Annotated in this window: 19 protein-coding genes; 15 read left to right on the forward strand and 4 right to left on the reverse strand. The window is 56.2% G+C overall.

The features are described 5' to 3' along the window. Positions 1 to 67 precede the first annotated feature (67 nt). The 8 genes from CAter10_RS10345 to CAter10_RS10380 all read left to right on the forward strand — a co-directional run bounded on the left by CAter10_RS10345 (position 68) and on the right by CAter10_RS10380 (position 8,105). Positions 68 to 1,615: a phage tail sheath family protein gene (locus CAter10_RS10345; RefSeq protein WP_061533342.1), complete on the forward strand. Its 1,548-nt coding sequence runs from the start codon at positions 68 to 70 to the stop codon at positions 1,613 to 1,615. A gap of 114 nt (positions 1,616 to 1,729) precedes the next feature. Continuing rightward, positions 1,730 to 2,605, forward strand: coding sequence for a class I SAM-dependent methyltransferase (locus CAter10_RS10350; RefSeq protein ID WP_061533343.1), 876 nt, complete (start codon positions 1,730 to 1,732; stop codon positions 2,603 to 2,605). A 55-nt stretch (positions 2,606 to 2,660) separates the two neighbouring features. Continuing rightward, complete coding sequence (locus CAter10_RS10355; protein ID WP_061533344.1) at positions 2,661 to 3,737, forward strand: tartrate dehydrogenase; 1,077 nt, start codon at positions 2,661 to 2,663, stop codon at positions 3,735 to 3,737. Between the two features lie 93 nt (positions 3,738 to 3,830). Then, entirely contained in the window at positions 3,831 to 4,235 is a 405-nt protein-coding gene (locus CAter10_RS10360) for a VOC family protein (protein ID WP_061533345.1), read from the forward strand. 234 nt (positions 4,236 to 4,469) lie between these two features. Beyond that, a complete protein-coding gene (locus tag CAter10_RS10365; protein WP_061533346.1) occupies positions 4,470 to 5,243 on the forward strand; it encodes a COG4705 family protein in 774 nt (257 codons plus the stop codon). A 70-nt stretch (positions 5,244 to 5,313) separates the two neighbouring features. After that, positions 5,314 to 6,060, forward strand: coding sequence for a COG4705 family protein (locus CAter10_RS10370; protein WP_061533347.1), 747 nt, complete (start codon positions 5,314 to 5,316; stop codon positions 6,058 to 6,060). A 54-nt stretch (positions 6,061 to 6,114) separates the two neighbouring features. Then, positions 6,115 to 6,777, forward strand: coding sequence for a response regulator transcription factor (locus CAter10_RS10375; protein WP_061533348.1), 663 nt, complete (start codon positions 6,115 to 6,117; stop codon positions 6,775 to 6,777). After that, positions 6,753 to 8,105: an ATP-binding protein gene (locus CAter10_RS10380; protein WP_061533349.1), complete on the forward strand. Its 1,353-nt coding sequence runs from the start codon at positions 6,753 to 6,755 to the stop codon at positions 8,103 to 8,105. The genes CAter10_RS10375 and CAter10_RS10380 overlap by 25 nt, the downstream gene beginning before the upstream one ends. Positions 8,106 to 8,147: 42 nt before the next feature. On the opposite strand, the gene CAter10_RS10385 is transcribed toward CAter10_RS10380, so the two are convergent. Further along, on the reverse strand, positions 8,148 to 8,561 hold the full coding sequence (locus CAter10_RS10385) for a MerR family transcriptional regulator (RefSeq protein WP_061533350.1): 414 nt from the start codon (positions 8,559 to 8,561) through the stop codon (positions 8,148 to 8,150). A 69-nt stretch (positions 8,562 to 8,630) separates the two neighbouring features. Here CAter10_RS10385 and CAter10_RS10390 point away from each other — a divergent pair, with 69 nt between their 5' ends. Both CAter10_RS10390 and CAter10_RS10395 read left to right on the forward strand, forming a co-directional pair. Continuing rightward, positions 8,631 to 9,884 carry an NADH:flavin oxidoreductase/NADH oxidase family protein gene (locus tag CAter10_RS10390; protein ID WP_128083033.1) on the forward strand — a complete coding sequence of 418 codons (1,254 nt, stop codon included), beginning with the start codon at positions 8,631 to 8,633 and terminating at the stop codon, positions 9,882 to 9,884. Between the two features lie 26 nt (positions 9,885 to 9,910). Further along, positions 9,911 to 10,570: a class I SAM-dependent methyltransferase gene (locus CAter10_RS10395; protein WP_061533351.1), complete on the forward strand. Its 660-nt coding sequence runs from the start codon at positions 9,911 to 9,913 to the stop codon at positions 10,568 to 10,570. 49 nt (positions 10,571 to 10,619) lie between these two features. Here the strand turns inward: CAter10_RS10395 and CAter10_RS10400 are convergent, their stop codons facing one another. Beyond that, entirely contained in the window at positions 10,620 to 10,898 is a 279-nt protein-coding gene (locus CAter10_RS10400) for a DUF4148 domain-containing protein (protein ID WP_061533352.1), read from the reverse strand. Between the two features lie 802 nt (positions 10,899 to 11,700). Here CAter10_RS10400 and CAter10_RS24530 point away from each other — a divergent pair. The 4 genes from CAter10_RS24530 (at position 11,701) to CAter10_RS10435 (ending at position 19,822) form a co-directional block, all read left to right on the forward strand. Next, a complete protein-coding gene (locus CAter10_RS24530; RefSeq protein WP_082797860.1) occupies positions 11,701 to 11,793 on the forward strand; it encodes an ESPR domain-containing protein in 93 nt (30 codons plus the stop codon). 60 nt (positions 11,794 to 11,853) lie between these two features. Then, positions 11,854 to 18,783 carry an ESPR-type extended signal peptide-containing protein gene (locus CAter10_RS24030; protein ID WP_470295001.1) on the forward strand — a complete coding sequence of 2,310 codons (6,930 nt, stop codon included), beginning with the start codon at positions 11,854 to 11,856 and terminating at the stop codon, positions 18,781 to 18,783. After that, a complete protein-coding gene (locus CAter10_RS24540; protein ID WP_236905526.1) occupies positions 18,738 to 19,127 on the forward strand; it encodes a YadA family autotransporter adhesin in 390 nt (129 codons plus the stop codon). The genes CAter10_RS24030 and CAter10_RS24540 overlap by 46 nt, the downstream gene beginning before the upstream one ends. 251 nt (positions 19,128 to 19,378) lie before the next feature. Further along, positions 19,379 to 19,822 (forward strand): DUF4019 domain-containing protein, encoded by a 444-nt coding sequence (locus CAter10_RS10435; RefSeq protein ID WP_061533357.1) that lies wholly within the window; start codon positions 19,379 to 19,381, stop codon positions 19,820 to 19,822. Positions 19,823 to 19,879: 57 nt separating this feature from the next. Here the strand turns inward: CAter10_RS10435 and CAter10_RS10440 are convergent, their stop codons facing one another. Next, complete coding sequence (locus tag CAter10_RS10440) at positions 19,880 to 20,911, reverse strand: cupin-like domain-containing protein (RefSeq protein ID WP_082798051.1); 1,032 nt, start codon at positions 20,909 to 20,911, stop codon at positions 19,880 to 19,882. Positions 20,912 to 21,463: 552 nt separating this feature from the next. Next, on the reverse strand, positions 21,464 to 22,810 hold the full coding sequence (locus CAter10_RS10445) for an MFS transporter (RefSeq protein WP_061535280.1): 1,347 nt from the start codon (positions 22,808 to 22,810) through the stop codon (positions 21,464 to 21,466). A 154-nt stretch (positions 22,811 to 22,964) separates the two neighbouring features. Here CAter10_RS10445 and cyoA point away from each other — a divergent pair, with 154 nt between their 5' ends. Beyond that, complete coding sequence (cyoA, locus tag CAter10_RS10450; RefSeq protein WP_061533358.1) at positions 22,965 to 23,894, forward strand: ubiquinol oxidase subunit II; 930 nt, start codon at positions 22,965 to 22,967, stop codon at positions 23,892 to 23,894. Positions 23,895 to 23,903 lie beyond the last annotated feature (9 nt).

The following is a 23,903-nucleotide window of genomic DNA, read 5'->3' on the forward strand; positions in this document are numbered from 1 at the left end:
CGCGTCATGCGGGGCGACCGGGTTCTTTCATGTTAACAATGGCTTCCATGCTTGCGAGGTGTTCGATATGGCGAATCTGAAAACCCCCGGAGTCTACGTTGTAGAACAAAATGCCTTTCCGCATTCGGTCGTTGAGGTTGCAACTGCGGTACCGGCATTTATCGGCTGCACGCAAAAGGCGGTACGAGGCAATCAATCGCTGCTAAACGAGCCGACACGGATTGCTTCATTTGCGGAATACGTCAATTTGTTTGGCGGTCCTCCCGATACTAAATTTGCTTTTTCGGCGTCCGCCAACAGCGTCGCGATTACGGTCGATCCTGCCACCCAGTATTATTTTTACGCCAGCATGCGCTTGTTTTTCGACAATGGCGGCGGTTCATGCTACATCGTTTCGACAGGCCAGTTCGATCAGATTACGATCGGCGGCGGCATGCCGGCAATGAGTACGGCCAACCTGTGCGACACACCCTTGCAAATGCTGTTGAAGGAACAAGAGCCAACCATGTTGGTTGTGCCCGACGCGGTGTTGTTAAGCCTGTCGGGCTGGCAGTACACTTGTCAGCAAATGCTGAAGCATTGCGTAACGATGCAAAGCCGGATCGCGATTTTCGACGTCTATGATGGCTACAAAGCGCGCGATCACGACGATATCAACGATGTTATTTCGGGGGCGAACGGTTTTCGCGGCCAGATCAACGCCGACGGCCTCAACTACGGCGTCGCCTATTACCCATGGCTCAATACCAGCATCACTGAAGACAGCGAGGTCGACTACGGCTGCCTCAGCGACAACTCCAAGCCTGCGTTCATCGCCGCCCTAAAGGCAGAAGCAGCCGCCAATTTCCCACCGTCCAGCGAGGGCATTCCTGATCCGAAACTGCTGAAGCTGGGTACCGTAATTGACATGATCGCGTTGCCGGAAACTTCGACCGACCCGATGCAAGCAAAGAAAGACCGCGCATCGACTCACCAAGCGTTGAAGACAGTCTCGCAGCTGTACCAGAACGTCATAACGGAAATTCAACGTCAACTCAACATTGTGCCGCCGAGCGGTGCAATGGCTGGCATTTATACGCGTATCGACAACGCACTCGGCGTCTTCAACGCACCAGCCAACGTGGGAATCAATTCCGTCATCAAACCGACCGTCAGCGTCACCGATGATGACCAGCAAGACCTTAACCTGCCGGCAGACGGCAAGGCGATCAATGCGATCCGTGACTTCACCGGTCGTGGTCTGGTTGTGTGGGGTGCGCGCACGCTGGATGGCAATAGCCAGGACTGGAAATACATCAACGTGCGTCGCACCCTGATCATGTTCGAGCAATCGATCAAGATTGCGATACAAGCTTATACCTTCGAAGCGAACGATGCCTCGACCTGGATCACGGTCAATAGCATGATTTGTAACTTCCTGACGAGCCAGTGGAAAATTGGCGCACTGGCCGGCGCCAAGCCACAGGATGCATTCAGTGTCAATGTCGGGCTCGGCTCGACCATGACTGCCGAGGATATCCTGAACGGTTATATGCGCATCACAGTCATGGTTGCAGTCACGCACCCGGCCGAGTTCATCGAGATGACCTTTCAACAACAAATGCAATCGTCATAATATTGCTTCCGTTTAACTCGTTCATACTTGAAGTCTTAGGTTTTACTTGTGCGGTCGAGAAAATATTGTAGTCTGCACAAGCATCTGATATGCATGATTCCCGTCGGGAGCGAAATGAAAGAACAAGAACCAAGCCGTACCGCATTTGCTGCAGCTGCCCACCGTGCCATCCATCAGGTGGTGGAAAAGGGAAAAATTTTTAGCGACCCGCTTGCCCTCACGATAGTAGGAATGCAGGCCAAGGACGTGCAGCATGAGCAGGAATTGCACATCGCCAGACGCGGCATCAGATTGTTCATTGCAGCTCGCTCAAGCTACGCCGAAGCGGCGCTCGCGCGCGCCGTTGAGCAGCGCGAAGTGCGACAGGTCGTGATACTTGGCGCTGGCTTGGATACGTTTGCCTATCGTAGCCAGCTTCCCGGTGACACGCGCATTTTTGAAGTCGATCATCCGGCGACACAAGCATGGAAACGAAGACGGCTTGAGCAAGTCGGTATAGAACGGCCGGTTTCGCTGATCTATGCACCGGTCGATTTTGAGAACGATACGCTGCTGGACGGGCTCAATGCTGCGGGCTTCGATGCAAGCCGGCGAACCTTTTTCATTTGGCTCGGTGTCGTTCCTTATTTGACGGAGAGAGCGATTGACCTGACGCTGGAGGCAATTGGCAGTCTCATCGGAGGTGCCGAGGTGGTGTTCGACTATAGCGATCCTCCGAGTTCGTTTTCCAAGGAGTTGCTGGCGTTGCATCAGGAAAGAGTGGCCCGCGTGGCCGCCGTCGGCGAACCATTTTTAAGCTATTTCGATCCACCCGCGCTGCACGAAAAACTACGCAAGTTTGGCTTTCGGGAAATCGATGATGTTGGCGCTCGCCGCTTGCTTTCTCGTTACCTTGAACAACCAACGACGACTGCGCAACCGGCAAAAGAAAATAGCGGGCCAGGCTCCGGCGGCGGACATGTATTGTTTGCAGCGACGAAATTCACTTAGAAACGCCACGCACATCTCGCTCAATTTTCTCGAAAAACGACGAACGGTCAATGTCATGAAAATCCATAAAATTGCAGTCATCGCCGGCGACGGCATCGGCAACGAAGTGATGCCGGAGGGTTTGCGTGTGCTGGAGGCAGCAGCACGAAAATTCAACATTGCCCTCCAATTCACGACCATGGAATGGGCCAACTGCGCGTATTACCTCAAGCATGGCCAGATGATGCCGGACGATTGGCGCGAGCAACTAGATGGCTTCGAAGCGATCTATTTCGGCGCTGTCGGCATGCCCGACAAAGTGCCAGACCACATTTCTCTGTGGGGTTCTCTGATCAAGTTCCGCCGCGATTTCGATCAATACGTCAACTTACGCCCGGTGCGCCTGATGCCTGGCGTGCCTTGCCCGCTGGCCAATCGCAAGCCGGGCGACATCGACTTCTACGTCGTGCGCGAAAATACGGAAGGCGAATATTCATCGGTGGGTGGGAAAATGTTCGACAATACCGATCGTGAGTTCGTGGTGCAGGATGCAATTTTCACGCGCAAGGGCACCGACCGGATACTGAAGTACGCATTCGATCTGGCGCAAAGCCGGCCAAAGAAACACCTGACCTCGGCCACCAAATCAAATGGCATTTCGATCAGCATGCCATATTGGGATGAACGTGTGGAAGCGATGGCGCCATCGTATGCGGATGTGCGCTGGGACAAGTATCACATCGATATACTGTGCGCGCGCTTCGTGCTCTCACCGGAGCGCTTCGATGTGGTGGTGGCATCAAACCTGTTCGGCGACATTCTGTCCGATCTTGGCCCGGCGTGCACTGGCACAATCGGCATCGCGCCGTCGGCCAATCTGAATCCAGAGCGCAAGTTTCCCTCACTGTTCGAGCCGGTGCACGGTTCGGCGCCCGATATTTTCGGCAAAAACATCGCCAATCCGATTGGCATGATCTGGTCCGGGGCGATGATGCTGGACTTCCTCGGCAATGGCGATGCGAACTACACGGCCGCGCACGATGCCATCATGAAGGCGATTGAAATCGTGCTGGTGCAGGGGCCAAATACGCCCGATCTAGGCGGCAGCGGCAACACAACCGAGGTTGGCAAGGCAATCGCCGCCGCACTCTGACATACTATTTTTTCAAGCCGGAAACCTACATTCTGCAATCGGGCTTAAGCGGTCTTTTAATGCAGTTAGCTGTGGACGACAGGAGCGGGGGGAATGGAATTTTTGGTAAACCTTGACGTTGACAACCTTGACAAGGCAATTCAATTTTACGAAACGTCGTTTGGATTAACGGTCGGTCGACGCTTTGGCGTCAGCGGCGCAGAAATGTTGGGTAGCTCCGCGCCGATTTATCTCTTGGTCAAAGCGGAAGGAACGCCAGCGGCAAATGCAACTGCTCAGCGTCGTACTTACGAGCGTCATTGGACGCCAATCCATCTTGATTTTGTTGTTGAAGACATTGAATCTGCAGTGCGAAGGGCCGTCTCGGTTGGAGCGCGCCTTGAGGAACCCGTCGCCACGCAAAAGTGGGGGCGACTCGCACTCATGGCGGATCCCTTTGGTAATGGCTTTTGCTTCGTTCAATTTCTAGGCCGAGGCTATGACGAGATTGCCGATTGATAGCAGTACGTCAAATAATGTGGCGCGCAGGAACGCAGGCGACATGAACCTGATCCCGGATCGTCGCTAGTGACAGGGCGCTGAACGGCGCAAGCTACGGTAGCGTAATCTCATAGATGGTTGGACGGATGTCTTAAGATGGGGCGCTTGCCGCCCGTCGTGCTATGTTTATCCTAAGTGTTTTCCGCCAAAGTAGACGCTCATTCCAGTCTACTCATCACAGGAGAACATGCCATGCAAGAGTCCGCCGGCGGCAATATCTCGAACATGCTGAACAAGGTTCCAGAAGTAACGTTCGTCTTCTGGATCATCAAGATCATGGCAACCACGGTGGGCGAAACCGCCGCCGATTTTCTCGCGGGCGACCTCAAGCTCGGGCTGGGTGGAACCTCGGTCCTGATGGCGGGGCTGTTGTTGATTTCGCTGTTCCTGCAAATCAGGTCCAAAAAATACATCCCTTGGCTATATTGGCTGACGGTGGTCCTGGTGAGTATTGTGGGCACCCTGATCAGCGACAACCTGGTGGACAACCTTGGTGTCACGCTGCAGGCCATCACCATGACCTTCAGCCTGGCGTTGTTGTTCGTGTTCATTGCCTGGTATGCAAGCCAACAAACCTTGTCGATACACGCTATCCATACCACACGGCGCGAAATGTTCTACTGGGCTGCTATCCTGATCACTTTTGCGCTGGGCACTGCCGCTGGCGATCTGGCTGCGGAAGGGCTGAATCTGGGTTATGCGACTTCGGCAATGATATTTGGCGGGCTGATCGGCCTGGTCTACTTTACTTATTATGTATTCAAGGCGAACGCCATTGCCGCCTTCTGGATTGCATACATCCTGACGCGCCCGTTCGGCGCCTCCTGCGGCGACTTACTGTCGCAGCCGAATGCCAATGGTGGGCTGGCGCTGGGAACCACCGGGACCAGCGCCGTGTTCCTGTTGATTATTCTGGGACTGGTCGGCCACCTCACGCTGCGGCAGAAAGTTGCGGCTGCCAGGTAGGCGCAATGGCAAACCGCTGCATTAACCAAATCGCATCAAAATCCACGTTACTTCACCAAACAGGCAGGGCATGAATAAACTTCCACAAATCACATTGGCGTTCTGGATCATGAAGATCTGCGCCACCACGCTGGGCGAAACCGCCGGCGATCTGCTCTCGATGACGCTCAATGTCGGCTATGCCGCCAGTTCGATCATCCTGATTTCCTGTTTCCTGGTGATGCTGCTGATCCAGCTGTCATCCAGGAAATTCCACCCATTTCTCTATTGGGGCGTGATTCTGGCGACCAGCACCGCCGGCACGACGATGTCGGACTACATGGACCGCACGATGGGGCTGGGCTATGCCGCCGGATCGCTGCTGCTGGTAAGCATTTTGCTGGCCATACTGGCGTACTGGCGCATCACCGAGAAAACCCTGGCGGTCGACAATATCAAGACTTTCAAGGTTGAATTGCTGTACTGGATCGCGATCCTGTTCTCCAATACGCTCGGCACGGCGCTCGGCGACTTCCTGGCCGATAGCTCCGGCCTTGGTTTTGCCGGTGGCGCATTGCTGATCGGCGGCGTGATCGGGCTGGTGGTGGTGGCGCATTTCTATACCAGGATTTCCGGTGTCTTGCTGTTCTGGGTGGCGTTCGTGCTGACCCGTCCGCTGGGCGCGACGATGGGCGATTTGTTCACCAAGCCGCTGGATAAAGGCGGGCTTGGCTTCGGTACTGTCGGGTCTTCCGCCATTCTTGCTGTCACGCTTGCCATTTTCGTGGGGTGGAGTACTTGGGACAGAGCCCGGCTGGCGCAGCGGGTTCAAGGCTGAACTGCCATACAATGCGGATTGCCGCGCAAGAGGCGGTGACGCCAAGGGATAAGCATGCGGGTATTGTTGGTTGAAGATGACAGAATGATCGGTGAAGCGGTTGAACAGGCACTGAAAGATGCGACCTATGCCGTCGATTGGGTGCGTGACGGTCAGGCAGCGCTGCTTGCCGTCGGCACCCAAGCCTATGATGCAGTACTGCTCGACCTGGGTTTGCCGAAACGGGACGGCGTGACTGTTTTGCAGTCGATCCGGGCACAAGGCAATCCGGTGCCATTACTCATCGTCACTGCGCGCGATGCCGTCGAAGACCGCATTCAGGGGCTCGATAGCGGTGCAGACGACTATGTATTAAAGCCGTTTGAGATGAGTGAGCTGCTGGCCCGGATTCGTGCCGTCATGCGACGCAAGGCGGGGGTTAGTGGTCCGGTGCTGTCCAATGGCGTCCTGTCACTCGATCCAGTCAGCCGGGAAGTCAGCATCGATGGCGTCGCGACGCGTTTGTCGGCGCGCGAGTTTTCATTGCTGCAGGCGCTGCTGCTGCGCCCCGGGGCGATCCTGTCGCGTAGCGAACTGGAAGACCGCATTTACGGCTGGAACGAGGAGGTGGAAAGCAATGCCGTCGAATTCCTGATTTATTCTCTCCGCAAGAAATTGGGCAGCGCGGCCATCAAGAATGTCAGGGGTATGGGATGGATGGTATCCAAGGAAAAATGAAGCGCTCGTTGCAATATCGGCTGTCGATCTGGTTGTCGCTGGCCATCATCGGCATCGCCTTGGCCGCGGGCGTTTTTTCGTTTTTCTCCGCGTTCAGGGATGCGCATGAATTGCAGGACGATCAACTCAAGCAAATCGCCGCGCTGGTCAGCCGCCATCATCTGCAGGTAACGCTGGCGGACCATCCCGAAAGCGTGCCCGATATCGATCCAGAATCCCGAGTGATCGTGCAGGCGCTGCCGCCAGCGACAGGTTCGGCACAAGCTGCAGATGGCCAGGCATTGCTGCTGCCGGCAAATGTGCGGGATGGCATGCACACAGTCGCTGTGCATGATCACGAGTGGCGGTTATTTGCGAAAACCCTGGATGACGGCAGCCGCATTGCTGTCGCGCAACAAACCGAGGTACGCGACGAAGTCGCGCGGGATAGCGCATTGCGCACGGTGATGCCATTCGTGATATTGGTTCCGGTGCTGCTGATCCTGATGGGGGTGTTGATCCGGCAGATGTTCAAGCCGCTAAGACATCTGGCCAGCGATCTTGACGAACGCTCCGAACAAAACCTGGAACCGCTCAGCGCTACCAATCTGCCTTTGGAAATCATGCCGTTCGTGGTGGCCATCAATCGGCTCTTGGCGCGCGTTGCACGCTCGGTCGATGTTCAGCGCCGCTTCGTGGCGGATGCCGCCCACGAATTGCGCACACCTCTGACGGCGTTGTCCTTGCAGGCAGAGCGGCTCGACGCAGCGGAGATGTCGCCGCCGGCGAAGGAACGGCTGGTGACCCTCAAGCGCGGCATACAGCGTAACCGGATGCTGCTCGATCAATTGCTGGCTCTGGCGCGTGTGCAGCAAACCGCGTATGGCGAACGTAACGCCGTCTCGATACAACAGGTGATCCGCCAGGTACTGGAGGATTTGCTGCCGCTGGCCGAATCCAAGCAGCTTGACCTAGGCATGATCAGCGATGTTGACGCACGGGTCGCCGCATCGGAGATGGATCTGAAGACATTGCTAAAGAACTTGGTCGACAATGCCATCCGCTATACCCCGGAGAACGGCCGTATTGATTTGTCGATAAAGGTTGATGAGGCCAGCGTTGTCCTGCAAATCGACGATACCGGTCCGGGTATTGCGGTGGAGGAGCGCGAGCGCGTATTCGATCCGTTTTACCGCGTACTGGGCAATGACGAGGTCGGTTCCGGCCTGGGTCTGTCGATCGTCAAAACCATCGCCGATCGGATTGGCGCTTCCGTAGCGTTGCGCGCGGCCAGTTCGTCGCCAACCCCGGGATTGAGTGTGCTTCTTACCCTGAAGAGAGCGATGTAACGTCGCAATCAGCAATCAGTATCAGTAAGCTGGGGCGCTCAATCAGTTGGCTTGCCCGGATTTTGCCAGCTTGCCATTGAGCGGGCCGGCAGCCTTGAAGCATTCTCCTTGCGCCCAGGCTTCGGTGAGCGTGCTGCGCAAGGCGCGCAGCTCCTGCCGTTGATCGCGCAGAGTGCGCATCAGTTGCTCTATCTCACCCAGCCGGCGATCCAGACCGGCAAGCAGGTCTTCCTTGGAAAAATCTTCGCCGCTGGCGAACACGTTGCGCAACGCATCCAGCGAAAATCCCAGATTCTGGGCCATCTGGATCAGCCGCAACCGTTCCACCGCAGTTTCAGCATAGACCCGGTAGCCGTTGGCGCCGCGTGTGGCTTTTGGCAGCAGGCCACTGTGTTCGTAATAGCGGATGGCCGACGGCGCCAAGCCGGTCTGGTCCGCCAATTCACCAATTTTCATATCGCTTGACCTTCAAGTTGACTTTAAGCTTAGGATACACCCATTCTTTCTTCAGAATCGGGATTCATCATGACATCAACCCTGTTTGCACCATTGCAATTGCCGAATGGCAGCATTCTGCCCAACCGCCTGGCGAAGGCCGCCATGGAAGAAAACATGGCCGACGAAGGGCAATTGCCAGGTTCCGCCATTCTTCGTCTATATCGTACCTGGGCGCAGGGTGGCGCTGGCCTGATCATTACCGGCAACGTCATGGTCGATGGCCGCGCGTTGACCGGCCCGGGCGGCATTGTGCTGGAATCCGGGACGCCGCTGGTCCCGTTCAAACAATGGGCTGACGTGGCGAAAGAACAGGGCGCGCAGGTCTGGATGCAGATCAATCACCCTGGCCGCCAGATCTTGGCCGCGATGGGCGGCACGGCTTGGGCGCCGTCTGCGGTACCACTGGAGATGGGCAAGCACAGCAAGCTCTTTGTACAACCGAAAGCCATGGACGAAGCAGAAATCAGGGAAATCATCGAGCGCTTTGCAAATACTGCCGAAGCGGCCGAGCGGGCCGGCTTCAACGGCGTCGAAATCCATGCTGCTCACGGTTATCTGATCTCGCAATTCCTGTCGCCGCTGGCCAACCGCCGTACCGACCAGTGGGGCGGCAGCCTGGTCAATCGCGCACGCTTGCTGCTTGAAGTCGTGCGCGCGGTGAGGGCGCGTGTTCAGGGTGGGTTTTGTGTAGCGGTCAAACTCAATTCCGCCGATTTCCAGCGTGGGGGCTTTTCCGAAGACGACGCGAAGCAGGTCATTTTGTGGCTCAACGATCTATCGGTGGATCTGGTCGAGCTGTCCGGCGGCAGCTATGAAAGCCCGGCGATGCAAGGGCGTTCGGTAGATGGCCGCACGCTGGCGCGCGAAGCCTACTTTCTGGAGTTCGCACGAGAGCTGGCGGCAGTCGCACGCATGCCGTTGATGACTACCGGCGGCATCCGCCGCAAAGCCGTGGCGGAGCAGGTACTGGCGAGCGGCGTGGCGGTAGCGGGTATGGCAACCGCGCTGGCGATCGCTCCCGATTTACCGGCGAAGTGGCGATCCGGCGACGGCCCAAGCGCCGACAGTCCGCAGGTCGATTGGAAGGACCAGGTCATGGCGGCGGTGGCACGCATGGCGCTGATCAAGCGCCGCTTGCGCGTTCTAGGAGCCGGCCGCATTTCAACCGGCCGGCACTCTGCCGCGATCAGCTTGTTCATTGACCAGTTGCGCACGCGTCGCCTGACGCGTCGCTACCGACGCTGGCACCAAGCGCGCGAGGCGTCTGGCATGGTAAATTAGGCCTCCCAACCAGAGGAGCAAGGCATATGTCGCGCCGCACGTTGAATCTTGATGATACCGTCTACAACTATCTGCTGGAACATTCGCTGCGCGAACATCCGGTGCAAACCGCATTGCGACAAGTGACCAGCACGCATGCGCGCGGCACCATGCAGATTTCGCCCGAGCAAGGGCAATTCATGGCCTTGCTGGTGCGGCTTATCGGTGCGCGCAAGACCATCGAGATTGGCGTGTTCACGGGTTACAGCGCGCTGGCCGTGGCGCTGGCGCTACCCGATGACGGAGAGATACTTGCCTGCGACATCAGCGACGATTACACACGCATCGGTCGTCCTTACTGGGAAGAGGCGGGCGTGGCTCACAAGATCGACTTGCGGCTTGCACCGGCGCTGGAGACACTCGACGCCCGCCTGGCTGCTGGCGCTGCCGGACAATACGATTTTGCTTTCATTGATGCCGACAAGACCAGCTACGATGCCTACTACGAGCGTTGCCTGCAGTTGTTGCGCCGTGGTGGCCTGATTGCGATCGACAATGTCTTGTGGAGCGGAAGTGTTGCCAGCCCTGCGAAAGATGCAGATACAGCGGCTCTACAGCAACTGAACGATAAATTGCATCGGGATGATCGGATTGATCTTTCGATGCTGCCAATCGGCGACGGCCTGACCTTGGTACGCAAACTCTGAGCGCATCATCCAGGCCTAGCTGCCGCCTCAATCAATCATTCCCTCAGGATTACGCGCCTGAATAAATGGCGTCTCCGGCATCTTTTTTCTCAATATGCTGGGCGGTCATGCGCTGCGGTTCCGGCGCGCTCGGGGCAGAAGTGACCGGATAGCTACTGTCGCCTTGCACCAGCACGCCCTGGGCCTGGGCGTCTGTCACTGCTTGCATGACCTGCGCCCTGCTTAGCGTGGAAGTGAAGGGCTGTTCGGGCGGATACGGTGCTTCGGCAAAGGCCGATGCGGTTGCGCTGAGAGTGAGGGCGGCCAGGACTGTTGGCAGGATACGCATGATGATTCTCCTAAAAATTGAAGGTGGGCGACCGCATTGACCGTTCTTGCGCATATGTGTCATGCGCTAGATCGAAAGCTGATGCTTGCCATCGCTGACTAGCAGTGTAGGTCGCCGCTTCAAACGAACAGATGACACACGGATGACAATTCCGTCATGTGTCAATAAGCTTTTTCCAGAGCCAACCCAACCAGAATAACGTTGCGCCGCAGGTGGTTACAGCCACATTTTCCACCTCGCTCCGGCGGAAACAGGAACATCTCAGGATTGCATCTTGGCGCGTTGTGGCAATCCCTTCCAGGCCATCGGATCCGTGGCAAGAGACGATGCAAACATCTCTCTTTCAATTGCTGTAGATCCAGCGCCTTTCCTGGCGTTTCGCTAATCCATTCCCAAAGAAATAGCAATCGTCTAGGTTTGATTGTTAAGTATTGATTTTTGTGACGGTGGCCGGACAAAACAACGATTATTTTCGCCTTCTTGGTTGGAGTAGTGCGTTGATATACGGCAAGACATATGTCCGTATTCAACGCTTTTAGATGAAAAATAAGAGATTTTTTTACATTGTTTAACTTAACAATTAATGCATGGAAACTTATTTGTGAAATATGGTTAATGAGTGTTAAAGATTGTCAATAAATAAAAAATAAAACTAGGCGCGATGATAAATTCCGGCCAATCGAAAAGTGAACGGAAGCAGTAATCCATTCACCGGGATTTAGCCAAGGTGGCCACGTAGTTGCATCACAGCAGCATTAACTCTTGCCACCAAAATTATTGACAATTTTGAATAGAGCCAATCATGAATAAAGTCTATCGTACCGTCTACAGCGAAGCACTCGGTGCTTGGGTTGCCGTGTCCGAAAATACCGCAGCTCGTGGCAAGCACAGCTAGTCGGCAACAGCCAAAGCGATGGCGATAGCGGTTCTGATGGCAGGCGCTGGTGGTGTCAATGTGGCCTATGCGCAATATAACGCCGGCGGCGGCAATGCAACAGGAGTCCAAGCGATTGCCATCGCGGGCAACTCAGGCTCCACTGCCACTGCGAGCGGAGTCACCTCCATCGCAGTTGGTAATAATGCCAACGCCGCAGCCAACTACTCTCAAGCATTCGGGCAAAATTCCCTGGCCAGTGGTACGAGTGCGATTGCCTTGGGATCGGGTTCCAAGTCAACCAATACGGGAAGCACGGCGGTCGGCAATGATACTCAGGCGACAGGCGTCGGCTCCACCGCGATAGGTGGCGGGAATAATGGGAACGGCGGTATTGTCGGAGCGCAAGCGCTGGCGGATACCTCGGTGGCAATCGGGCGTGCCGTCGTCAGCTCGGGAGCTACATCAGGGATTGCCATCGGTACAGGCGCCAACGCAAGCGTGGTCGGTTCGGTCGCACTTGGGGCATCGGCAACCACTACCAGCACCGCGTCGACGGCGACCGGCGGTACGGGCAGCGTCAGCAGCGTTACCATTGGTAGCGCGACCTACGGCACATTCGCAGGCGCGAGCTCTGCCTCTGGCGTTGTCAGTGTAGGTGCACCGGGATCGGAGCGTCGCATCCAGAATGTCGCCGCCGGCCTGATCGGCGCTAGCAGCACTGATGCCATCAACGGTAGTCAGCTGTATACCGTGGCCAGTAGCACTGGCTCGAATATCGCTAGCCTGTCGACTGGTTTGAGCACCACCAACAGTAATGTCACATCGTTGTCGACATCAACTTCGACCGGCATCAGTACATCACGGGTAGCAGAAGCGTCCTTGTCGACGGGTTTGAGTACAACCAACAGCAACGTCACATCGCTGTCTACCTCGGCTTCTACGGGCATTACTTCGCTGTCGACTGGTCTGAGCACAACCAACAGTAATGTCGCATCGTTGTCGACATCAACTTCGACCGGCATCAGTACATCACGGGTAGCAGAAGCGTCCTTGTCGACTGGCTTGAGCACAACCAACAGTAACGTGACATCGTTGTCGACCTCGGCTTCGACAGGTATCACTTCGTTGTCGACGGGTCTGAGCACCACCAACAGCAACGTCACATCGCTGTCGACCTCGGCTTCGACAGGCATCACTTCGCTGTCCACTGGCTTGAGCACAACTAACAGCAACGTGACCTCGCTGTCGACCTCGGCTTCGACAGGTATTACTTCGCTGTCCACGGGTCTGAGCACCACTAACAGCAACGTGACCTCGCTGTCGACATCTGCCTCGACGGGTATTACTTCGTTGTCCACTGGCCTGAGCACAACCAATAGCAACGTGACATCGCTGTCGACATCTGCCTCGACGGGTATTACTTCGTTGTCCACTGGCCTGAGCACAACCAATAGCAACGTGACATCGCTGTCGACATCTGCCTCGACGGGTATTACTTCGTTGTCCACTGGCCTGAGCACAACCAATAGCAACGTGACATCGCTGTCGACATCTGCCTCGACGGGTATTACTTCGTTGTCCACTGGCCTGAGCACCACCAACAGTAACGTGACATCGCTGTCGACATCTGCCTCGACGGGTATTACTTCGCTGTCCACCGGCCTGAGCACCACCAACAGTAACGTGACATCGCTGTCGACATCTGCTTCGACAGGTATCACTTCGCTGTCCACAGGCCTGAGCACAACCAACAGTAACGTGACATTGCTGTCGACATCTGCCTCGACGGGTATTACTTCGTTGTCCACCGGCCTGAGCACAACCAACAGTAACGTGACATCGCTGTCGACATCTGCCTCGACGGGTATTACTTCGTTGTCCACTGGTCTGAGCACCACTAACAGCAACGTGACTTCGCTGTCGACATCGGCTTCGACCGGCATCACTTCACTGTCCACCGGCCTGAGCACCACTAACAGCAACGTGACTTCGCTGTCGACTTCGGCTTCGACAGGCATCACTTCGCTGTCCACCGGCCTGAGCACCACCAACAGCAACGTGACTTCGTTGTCGACCTCGGCTTCGACAGGCATCACTTCGTTGTCCACTGGCCTGAGCACCACCAACAGTAACGTGACATCGCTGTCGACCTCGGCTTCGACAGGTATCACTTCACTGTCGACTGGTTTGAGCACCACCAACAGCAACGTAACGTCGCTGTCGACATCGGCTTCGACCGGCATCACTTCGCTGTCCACTGGTCTGAGCACAACCAACAGTAACGTGACGTCGTTGTCGACATCTGCCTCGACGGGTATTACTTCGCTGTCCACTGGTCTGAGCACCACCAACAGTAACGTGACATCGCTGTCGACCTCGGCTTCGACAGGTATCACTTCGCTGTCCACTGGCCTGAGCACAACCAACAGTAACGTGACGTCGTTGTCGACTTCGGCTTCGACAGGCATCACTTCGCTGTCCACTGGTCTGAGCACCACCAACAGTAACGTGACATCGCTGTCGACCTCGGCTTCGACAGGTATCACTTCGCTGTCCACTGGCCTGAGCACCACCAACAGTAACTTGACATCGTTGTCGACCTCGGCTTCGACAGGCATCACTTCGCTGTCCACTGGCTTGAGCACAACCAATAGCAACGTGACTTCGTTGTCGACCTCGGCTTCGACAGGCATCACTTCGTTGTCGACCTCGGCTTCGACAGGCATCACTTCGTTGTCGACCTCGGCTTCGACAGGCATCACTTCGTTGTCCACTGGCCTGAGCACCACTAACAGCAACGTGACTTCGTTGTCGACCTCGGCTTCGACAGGTATCACTTCGCTGTCCACTGGCTTGAGCACAACCAATAGCAACGTGACTTCGCTGTCGACATCGGCTTCGACAGGTATCACTTCGCTGTCCACTGGTCTGAGCACGACCAATAGTGTAGTGAATACCTTGGGCGCCAGTACCGCAGCAGGCCTGGGCGGTGGAGCTACCTACAATCCAACGACTGGCGCAATCAGCGCACCGTCCTATACCACTTACAATGCAAACGGCACTACCGCCGTAGCCAATAGCGTCGGTGCTGCGATCGACAATATCAACAGCCAGGGCATCAAATACTTTCATGCAAATTCGACGGCGGCTGACAGCATCGCTACCGGTACGGATAGTGTGGCAATCGGGCCCAATGCCGTAGCCAGCACCAACAATTCAGTTGCCCTTGGTGCCGGTGCGACAACTGCTGCCGCGGTTCCTGTCAGCAGCGCGACGGTTGGAACGCTGGCACTTGGTCCGTTCGCCGGTGCCGCTCCAGTAGGAGTGGTCAGCGTCGGCGCAGCCAATGCTGAGCGTCAGATCACCAATGTGGCTGCCGGCCAGATATCGACAAGCAGCACGGATGCGATCAACGGCAGCCAGCTTTATGCTGTTGCAAATCAGCTCGGCACCACAACCAGTTCACTCAATTCCTTGTCGACATCGACCTCGACCGGGCTGAGCACGGTCAACAGCAACGTTGCTTCGTTGTCGACATCAACATCGACTGGCTTGAGCACGGTCAATAGCAATGTGACATCGTTGTCGACTTCGACTTCGACCGGTCTGAGCACGGTCAACAGCAATGTGACATCGTTGTCGACTTCGACTTCGACCGGTTTGAGCACGGTCAATAGCAACGTCGCTTCGTTGTCCACATCAACCTCGACCGGTTTGAGCACGACAAACAGCAATGTTGCTTCGTTGTCGACATCGACATCGACCGGTTTGAGCACGACGAACAGCAACGTCGCCTCGTTGTCCACATCAACCTCGACCGGTTTGAGCACGACAAATAGCAACGTTGCCTCATTGTCCACATCGACATCGACGGGCTTGAGCACGGCAACCAGCGGTATCAATTCTCTGTCGACTGGTCTGAGTACAACCGATAGCAATGTGGCTTCACTGTCGACTTCCACATCGACTGGACTCAGCACAACAAACAGTAATGTCGCTTCGTTGTCGACATCGACCTCGACCGGTTTGAGCACGACGAACAGCAACGTCGCCTCGTTGTCCACATCGACATCGACGGGCTTGAGCACCGCAACCAGCGGCATCAATTCACTGTCGACTGGCCTGAGCACAACCGATAGCAATGTCGCTTCGCTGTCAACTTCCACATCGACTGGACTCAGCACGACAAACAGCAATGTTGCTTCGTTGTCGACATCAACTTCGACGGGCTTGAGCACAGCAACCAGCGGTATCAATTCGCTGTCGACTGGCCTGAGTACAACCGATAGCAATGTGGCTTCGCTGTCGACTTCGACCTCGACCGGCCTGAGCACGACGAACAGTAACGTCGCTTCGTTGTCGACATCGACATCGACGGGCTTGAGCACGGCAACCAGCGGCATCAATTCACTGTCGACTGGCCTGAGCACAACCGATAGCAATGTGGCGTCATTGTCGACTTCGACCTCAACCGGCCTGAGCACGACAAACGGCAATGTCGCTTCGTTGTCGACCTCGACATCGACGGGCTTGAGTACCGCAACCAGCGGCATCAATTCGCTGTCGACTGGCCTGAGCACAACCGATAGCAATGTGGCGTCATTGTCGACTTCGACCTCAACCGGCCTGAGCACGACGAACAGTAACGTCGCTTCGTTGTCGACATCGACATCGACGGGCTTGAGCACGGCAACCAGCGGTATCAATTCACTGTCGACTGGCCTGAGCACAACCGATAGCAATGTCGCTTCACTGTCCACATCGACCTCAACTGGCCTGAGCACGACAAACAGTAATGTTGCATCGTTGTCGACATCAACTTCGACCGGTTTGAGCACGACAAATAGCAACGTTGCATCATTGTCCACATCGGCATCGACGGGCTTGAGCACTGCAACCAGCGGCATCAATTCGCTGTCGACTGGCCTGAGCACAACTGATAGCAATGTCGCTTCACTGTCGACTTCGACCTCAACTGGCTTGAGCACGACAAACAGCAACGTCGCTTCGTTGTCGACATCGACATCGACGGGCTTGAGCACGGCAACCAGCGGTATCAATTCGCTGTCGACTGGTCTGAGTACAACCGATAGCAATGTCGCTTCACTGTCCACATCGACCTCAACTGGCTTGAGCACGACAAACAGCAACGTCGCTTCGTTGTCGACATCAACTTCGACCGGTTTGAGCACTGCAACCAGCGGTATCAATTCGCTGTCGACTGGCCTGAGCACAACCGATAGCAATGTGGCGTCATTGTCGACTTCCACATCGACTGGACTCAGCACGACAAACAGCAACGTTACCTCGTTGTCCACATCGACATCGACGGGCTTGAGCACGGCAACCAGCGGTATCAATTCGCTGTCGACCGGCCTGAGTACAACCGATAGCAACGTCGCCTCATTGTCGACCTCGGCATCAACAGGCTTGAGCTCAGCTACAAGTGGCATCACGTCCTTGTCGACCGGCCTGAGCTCAACGAACAGCAGCGTGACTTCGTTGTCGACCTCGACTTCAACTGGCCTGAGTACGGCGACCAGCGGTATCAATTCGTTGTCGACCGGTCTGAGTACAACCGATAGCAATGTGACGTCATTGTCCACATCAGCATCGACGGGCCTGAGCACAGCGACCAGCGGCATCAATTCGCTGTCGACCGGCCTGAGTACAACCGATAGCAACGTCGCCTCATTGTCGACCTCAGCATCAACAGGCTTGAGCACAGCTACAAGTGGCATCACGTCCTTGTCGACCGGCTTGAGTTCAACGAACAGCAACATCACTTCGCTGTCGACATCGACCTCGACCGGATTGAGCACAGCAACCAGCGGCATCACGTCGTTGTCGACTGGCTTGAGTTCAACCAACAGCAACGTCACTTCACTGTCGACCGGTTTGAGCACAATCAACGGTAACGTAGCCTCGTTGTCGACGGCCTCATCCAATCTGCAGAAAGATGGCGTCTATAACTATTTCAAAGCGGATGGCTTGCAAAATGGCCTGGACGATGCTTCGGTAAAAGCCGGTACCGGCTCGGTGGCAATCGGCGCCAACGCGAATGCGACCGGCATGAATTCCGTGGCGCTCGGCGCGGGTTCTACCGACGGCGGAATGAACAATGTGGTGTCGGTAGGTGCGGTGGGTAGCGAACGCAAGATCATCAACGTTGCGGCCGGAACCAACACCACCGATGCAGTCAACTACGGGCAGTTGAGCTCGTTGTCGACGGCAACGGGGGCGGGCATCGGCTCCTTGTCAACCGGCTTGAGCACGACCAACAGCAACTTGAGTTCCCTGTCGACTTCTACTTCTACCGGGCTGTCGACCAATACCAGCAGCATCAACTCGCTGTCAACCGGGCTCTCCAGCACTACGTCCAATGTGAGCTCTTTGTCGACCGGGCTGTCCAGCACGAATAGCAATATGTCGTCCTTGTCGACGTCTACATCGACCGGCATTTCGTCCTTGTCTACTGGGATCTCTTCGCTGTCAACCGGTTTGAGCCAGGTTACGTCGCTGTCTACTGGCCTGAACACCATCACCGCAGGCACAGCGTCGTTGTCTACCTCATTGTCGTCGTTGGTGAATGCATCTAACCACGCGACCCAGACGGGAGCTACATTGGGCGGCACAACGATCGGCGCCTCCAATGGCGACGGCACGGCGCAGACGCGCGGCATCAGTGGTACGGCGGTCAACACGGTCAACGTGGCCGGTTGCACGAACGTCAACGGCATTGACGCCACAGGCTCCGGGCTGTGTGCGCAAGCGACCCAGGACGGCGCCACTGCCTACGGTTCGAATGCCCGTGCAACAGGGGGTAATTCGACGGCGATCGGCTTCCGCGCATTTGCTTCGGGAAGCGGAGCTGCGAGCCTGGGCAATAACTCCCAAGCCAGCGGAACTTCTGCCGTCGCGGTCGGGAAAATTCCCAGGCCACAGGAAACAATTCGGTCGCCTTGGGAGCCGGCTCTGTGGCGAACCAGGACAACACCGTCTCGGTAGGCGCACCTGGCAGCGAACGCCGTATCACCAATGTTGCCGCCGGTGTCAATGCGACAGATGCAGTCAACGTCTCACAATTGAACCAGGTATCGTCGCAAATCGGCGATGTCCAGCGCCTGGCCTATAGCGGGGTTGCGATGGCCGGGGCGCTTGCCGGTTTGCCGCAGGTCGAAGCGGGCAAGACATTCGCACTGGGAGCAGGTATCGGCAGCTATGCCGGTTACACCGCGCTGGCAATCGGCGCCAGTGCGCACGTGAACCGCGATACCATCATCAAGTTTGGCGTCAGTACCACAACCGGCAGCCATACCTTGATTAACGCGGGGGTTGGCTATTCCTGGTAACAACCCTGAGGCAGTCCCGGCTCCCCACTAGCATGGGTTCATGCAGATGGGGAGCTGGCGCATCGACATGATGTGTCCTGGCTGTCGAGGCCAAGGCGTGACCAGTCTCGCCATCCATACTCAAGGCAGCCTGCAATTCACCGGAACGGGAAACAATTCGCTTTCAAAGCAAATAATTCAGGCGTACACGGGCTGGGATTGGTTGATAATAGCGAAATTAAAACAACGGTCCTACCGAAAGGAATCCCATCATGAAGCGTATTTTCGTCTTGCTCTCATTTATTTGTCTGCTTGCAGGGATTTCAACGACTGCCATGGCGCAGGAGGGAAGTTCCGCCGATGCATTGATTCAGAATGGCATCGCTGTGTTGCAGCAGATCGATCGTGATGGCTCCGGCGATGTCTGGGAAGGGGCTGCCGCTTTCGTCAAGGCAAAACTTCCAAAGGACGCGTTCGTCAAGAATATCCGCCAGGCCAGGTCAACGATTGGCGTGGTGGCGCAGCGGAGATGGGCATCGGTCGTGCGGATTCGCTATAACACGCAAGCCGGCGATACCCCGCCAGGGCTATATGCCAACATCGATTACGCTACCGACCTTCGGGATGGTACGACGGTTTTCGAATTGATCAGCTTTCAACTCGATCCGAATGGAGTGTGGCGCGTGACCGGATATATTCCGCGCAATAAACAATAATCCAAATCAACGCGGGAAGCTCGGCGCCGCAAGAGTAGGCCCGGGCGGCCGTCCAAATTACGGCTGAAGCTTGCCGGCCAGCCAGGCCCTCAGTTGTGCTGCCAGTTCAGGCGGTAATTCACCAAGAACCCCATGTCGATGCGCGGGGATGTGGGCGGTAGGATTGGCCGCTGCGTCAAACGCGAAATGCGCAAACATCGCGCCCCATGCCGATCTGATTTCCGGCGACAAGCCCCTCATGTTCAACAAAGCGTGGAAGAGGGCGTCGAATGGTGAGTGCGGTTGGTCGGCGCTGCCGATCGAACCGCCCCACCAATAGTTGATCAGTATATTGATTTTCTCAAGCGATTCGACGTGATGCCACCATAAGGTCGGGATATAAATCGCGTCGCCTGGTTCCAGCTCTGTCATCTGGGCGGCAGCCAATGCTTCTCTGAATTTTGGATAGCGTTGAAAGTCGGGCTGGTTCAGTGACACCATGCTGATTGGGGCGCCGGTTGGCGCGTAATCGAGCGGACCGATGTACAGGTTCGATACCTGCTCCGGTGGAAACAACGTGAACCGCCGGCGACCACTGACCGAACAGGCAATATTGTGTGCTTCATCGATATGCGCCGGGACCGTAACCTTATTGCCTATCCATATCCGCGGCAAGATCGACGGATCAAGTGCGGTCAGCTTGTTTTCATTTAAAAAACCGGGCATGCAATCTGCGATCCTGGCGCTCTGTACGGCAACCGAGGGCGACTCGGGAAATCGGGCATAGCGCAACAATTGCTCCAGGACTGCGGATACCGGCAGCCGGTTGCGCATGAAATTGAAACCGTTCATGTCGCCCTGATAGAAGATCCTGCCTTTCACCTCAGGCGGCGTCATGATGGCGTCGACGTGGTTACCGTTATCGAAACCGTGCAAGTAGCGGCAAACTGCTTCCGGCGAGTGCAGTCCATGCCGGACCACCGGCCATTTCCTGACAAATCCCCTCAGGACTGCCGGCCTGTATTGGGCAATGATTTCATTCTTGAAAATCTCGTCGTCAACGTCATGCCATTCTGGAATTTTTTGCAATTTCTGGCTTTCGGCAGTCATGTTTTTGCGGTATTCGGCATCTGCTGCGCGATCTTGAGAATTGGCGCGATTGGATAGCGCTACTGAGGCCGTCGCGCTTGGCTCGCCAATTCTAGCCGATTTTGTGGCAATTCCAGATTGCATCGATGCGCTGGCGGAACATCCAGAAAGCGGGCTAGTGCTTAGATGTGGCTGAGAGGGAGCTCGCCGGCATCGAGCATTTCGGCAAAAGGCATCATTACCCGTATCTCATTCTGATAAATCCTGTTGGAAGTGTGATTCCGGCGGCTGGCTGGCAGCATGTCGGGAGGAGAGCAGCGGATGCATGCCATCGCGCGCGAGCTGATGGCGCCGGTGGTGATGCAGCAACTAATTGATGGATGTGCTGATGGCGATTGAGCAGGATGGGATGACGGTATTGCTGGTGGAGCAGCGTAGGCTTCTCTCGGATTGTAGAACTGCCTGTCAGTTTGCTGCTCAATAACGCTGGCATATTGCCATCGGGCTGTGGCGGGGGGAAAGGAGTCGGCCTATTGGTCAAACTCGCTTCCCCCGGTGGGAGCCAGGTTCAGGTCAATCGCGAATTTCCAGGGCGCGATTCAGGCTCAAGGCTGCCATTGAGCAGGCTGCGCCCGACAGCAGGTAGAAACTGACGTAGGCCAGACCGAAGTGTGCTGACAGGCCGAGTGCGACCAGTGGTGCGAAACCTGCACCAACCAGCCATGCCAGATCGGAGGTCAATGCGGCACCGGTATAGCGATACTTGGCAGGGAAATTTGCCGTCACTGCGCCGGCCGCCTGGCCATACGACAGGCCAAGCAGGCTGAAGCCCAGCAAAATGAATGCGTTCTGGCCAAATTCACCGCCGTTCATCAAGGTTGGTACGAACGCGCTAAGTATGGCAATCAATAATGCGCAGGCGCCGAGCGTGGTGCGGCGGCCGATGCGGTCGGCAATCAAGCCCGAAGCGACCACGCCCACAGCCATGAGGGCCGCGCCGATGATCTCGATGTGCAGGAAGTCGCTTGGTGCACGCAGCGAATACAAGGTGATCCATGACAACGGGAACACGGTGACCAGATGGAACAACGCATAGCTCGCCAGTGCCGCCAAGGCGCCGATGATCAGGTTGCGACCTTGCGACCGGGTCATTTCGATGGCGTTGGTCGGTTCCAGCTCGCGTTCATCAAGCAGGCGCGCGTATTCCGGAGTGGAAACCAGGCGCAGCCGGGCAAACAAGGCCACCACATTGATTGCAAAGGCCACATAGAAAGGATAGCGCCAGCCCCAGTCAAGGAAATCGTCAGTCGTCAGGTTGGCGAGCATGTAGGCGAACAGGCTGCCGGCAACGATGAAGCCGATCGGCGCGCCGAGCTGGCCCATCATGGCATACCAGCCGCGCTTCTTGGCTGGCGCATTTAACGCCAGCAGGGAAGGCAAACCGTCCCAGGAGCCGCCGAGGGCAATGCCCTGGCCGATACGCAACAGCGACAGCAGGACGATCGAGGCGAAGCCCAGATGCTCATAAGTTGGCAGGAAGGCAATCCCGGCCGTGGACAGGCCAAGGATAAATAGTGCTGCAGTAAGTTTTACCTCGCGCCCGAAATAGCGCTGGATTGCCATGAATGCAACAGTGCCGAACGGTCGCGCTAAAAAAGCAAACGAAAAGATGACGAACGCATACAATGTGCCTTCCAACTGCGGTTCAGACGGGAAAAAGACCGCCGGAAACACCAGCACTGAGGCTATCGCGTAGACGAAGAAGTCGAAATACTCGGAGGCGCGGCCGATAACCACGCCAATCGCAATTTCGCCCGGAGCAATTGCCGGGTGGTCAGACCTTGTAGTTTGGCCGTCTTTGACGGTTGACTGAGACGAAAAATTGGCGGAATGTTCGCTATTTATATGGATACTGGTCATGATCGTCATTTCTCACAAAGTAAGTTGCGGCCTGAGAATGCGCCAACCCCTTCCAAATGTCGCTTGCAAGGGTAGGACAAAACGTCCAATCGCCAACGCACACCAGTAGTTGTACATTATCATGATTTTCTTGCTTCGACTGGAACTTTACTGCATGTTTTCTCTAATAGTTCGTCGCGGACTGCTCCTTCTCCCCGTCATTTTATTGGCCGGGTGCAATACGGTGGTAATGAATCCGTCAGGTGACATTGCCAAACAGCAGAGCCATCTCATCATCGTCTCCACATTATTAATGCTGCTCATCATCATTCCGGTGATCGCATTGACTATATGGTTTGCCTGGCGCTACCGGAAAAACAATACCGCGGCGCGCTATGAACCAGACTGGGATCACTCGACCCAGCTCGAGCTGGTGATCTGGGGCGCACCGCTGCTCATCATCATCGCTCTCGGCCTGCTGACCTGGATCAGCACCCATACCCTCGATCCGTACCGGCCGCTGTCGCGCCTGGATGCAGACCGCCCGGTTTCGGCCGATACCAAGACGCTTACTGTCGAAGTCGTGGCGCTGGACTGGAAATGGCTGTTCATCTATCCGGAGCAGGGTATTGCCACGGTCAATGAACTGGCTGCGCCGGTCGACATGCCGATCCGCTTCAAGATTACCGCTTCCACAGTGATGAACTCGTTCTTCATTCCTGCGCTGGCTGGTCAGATCTACGCGATGCCGGGCATGGAGACCTCGCTCAACGCGGTCATCAATCAGCCAGGCGAGTTCGAAGGCTTCTCGGCGAACTATAGCGGCGCTGGCTTCTCCGGCATGCGCTTCAAGTTCCACGGCATGACAGCAGAAAACTTCGATCAATGGGTGAAGAATGCCAAGGCCGGCGGCGGAGCGCTGAAGCGCGCCGAGTACCTGGAACTGGAAAAGCCTAGCGAGCGCGATCCGGTACGCCGTTTTGCGGCTGTCGACAGCGACCTGTACCACGCGATCGTCAACCGCTGCGTCGAACCCGGCCAGGTGTGCATGGACAAGATGATGGCCACCGACACCAATGTCAAGGCAGGCATGCATCATGAATAACCACCAGCA

It is taken from the genome of Collimonas arenae (assembly GCF_001584165.1).
Lineage (GTDB): Bacteria > Pseudomonadota > Gammaproteobacteria > Burkholderiales > Burkholderiaceae_D > Collimonas > Collimonas arenae.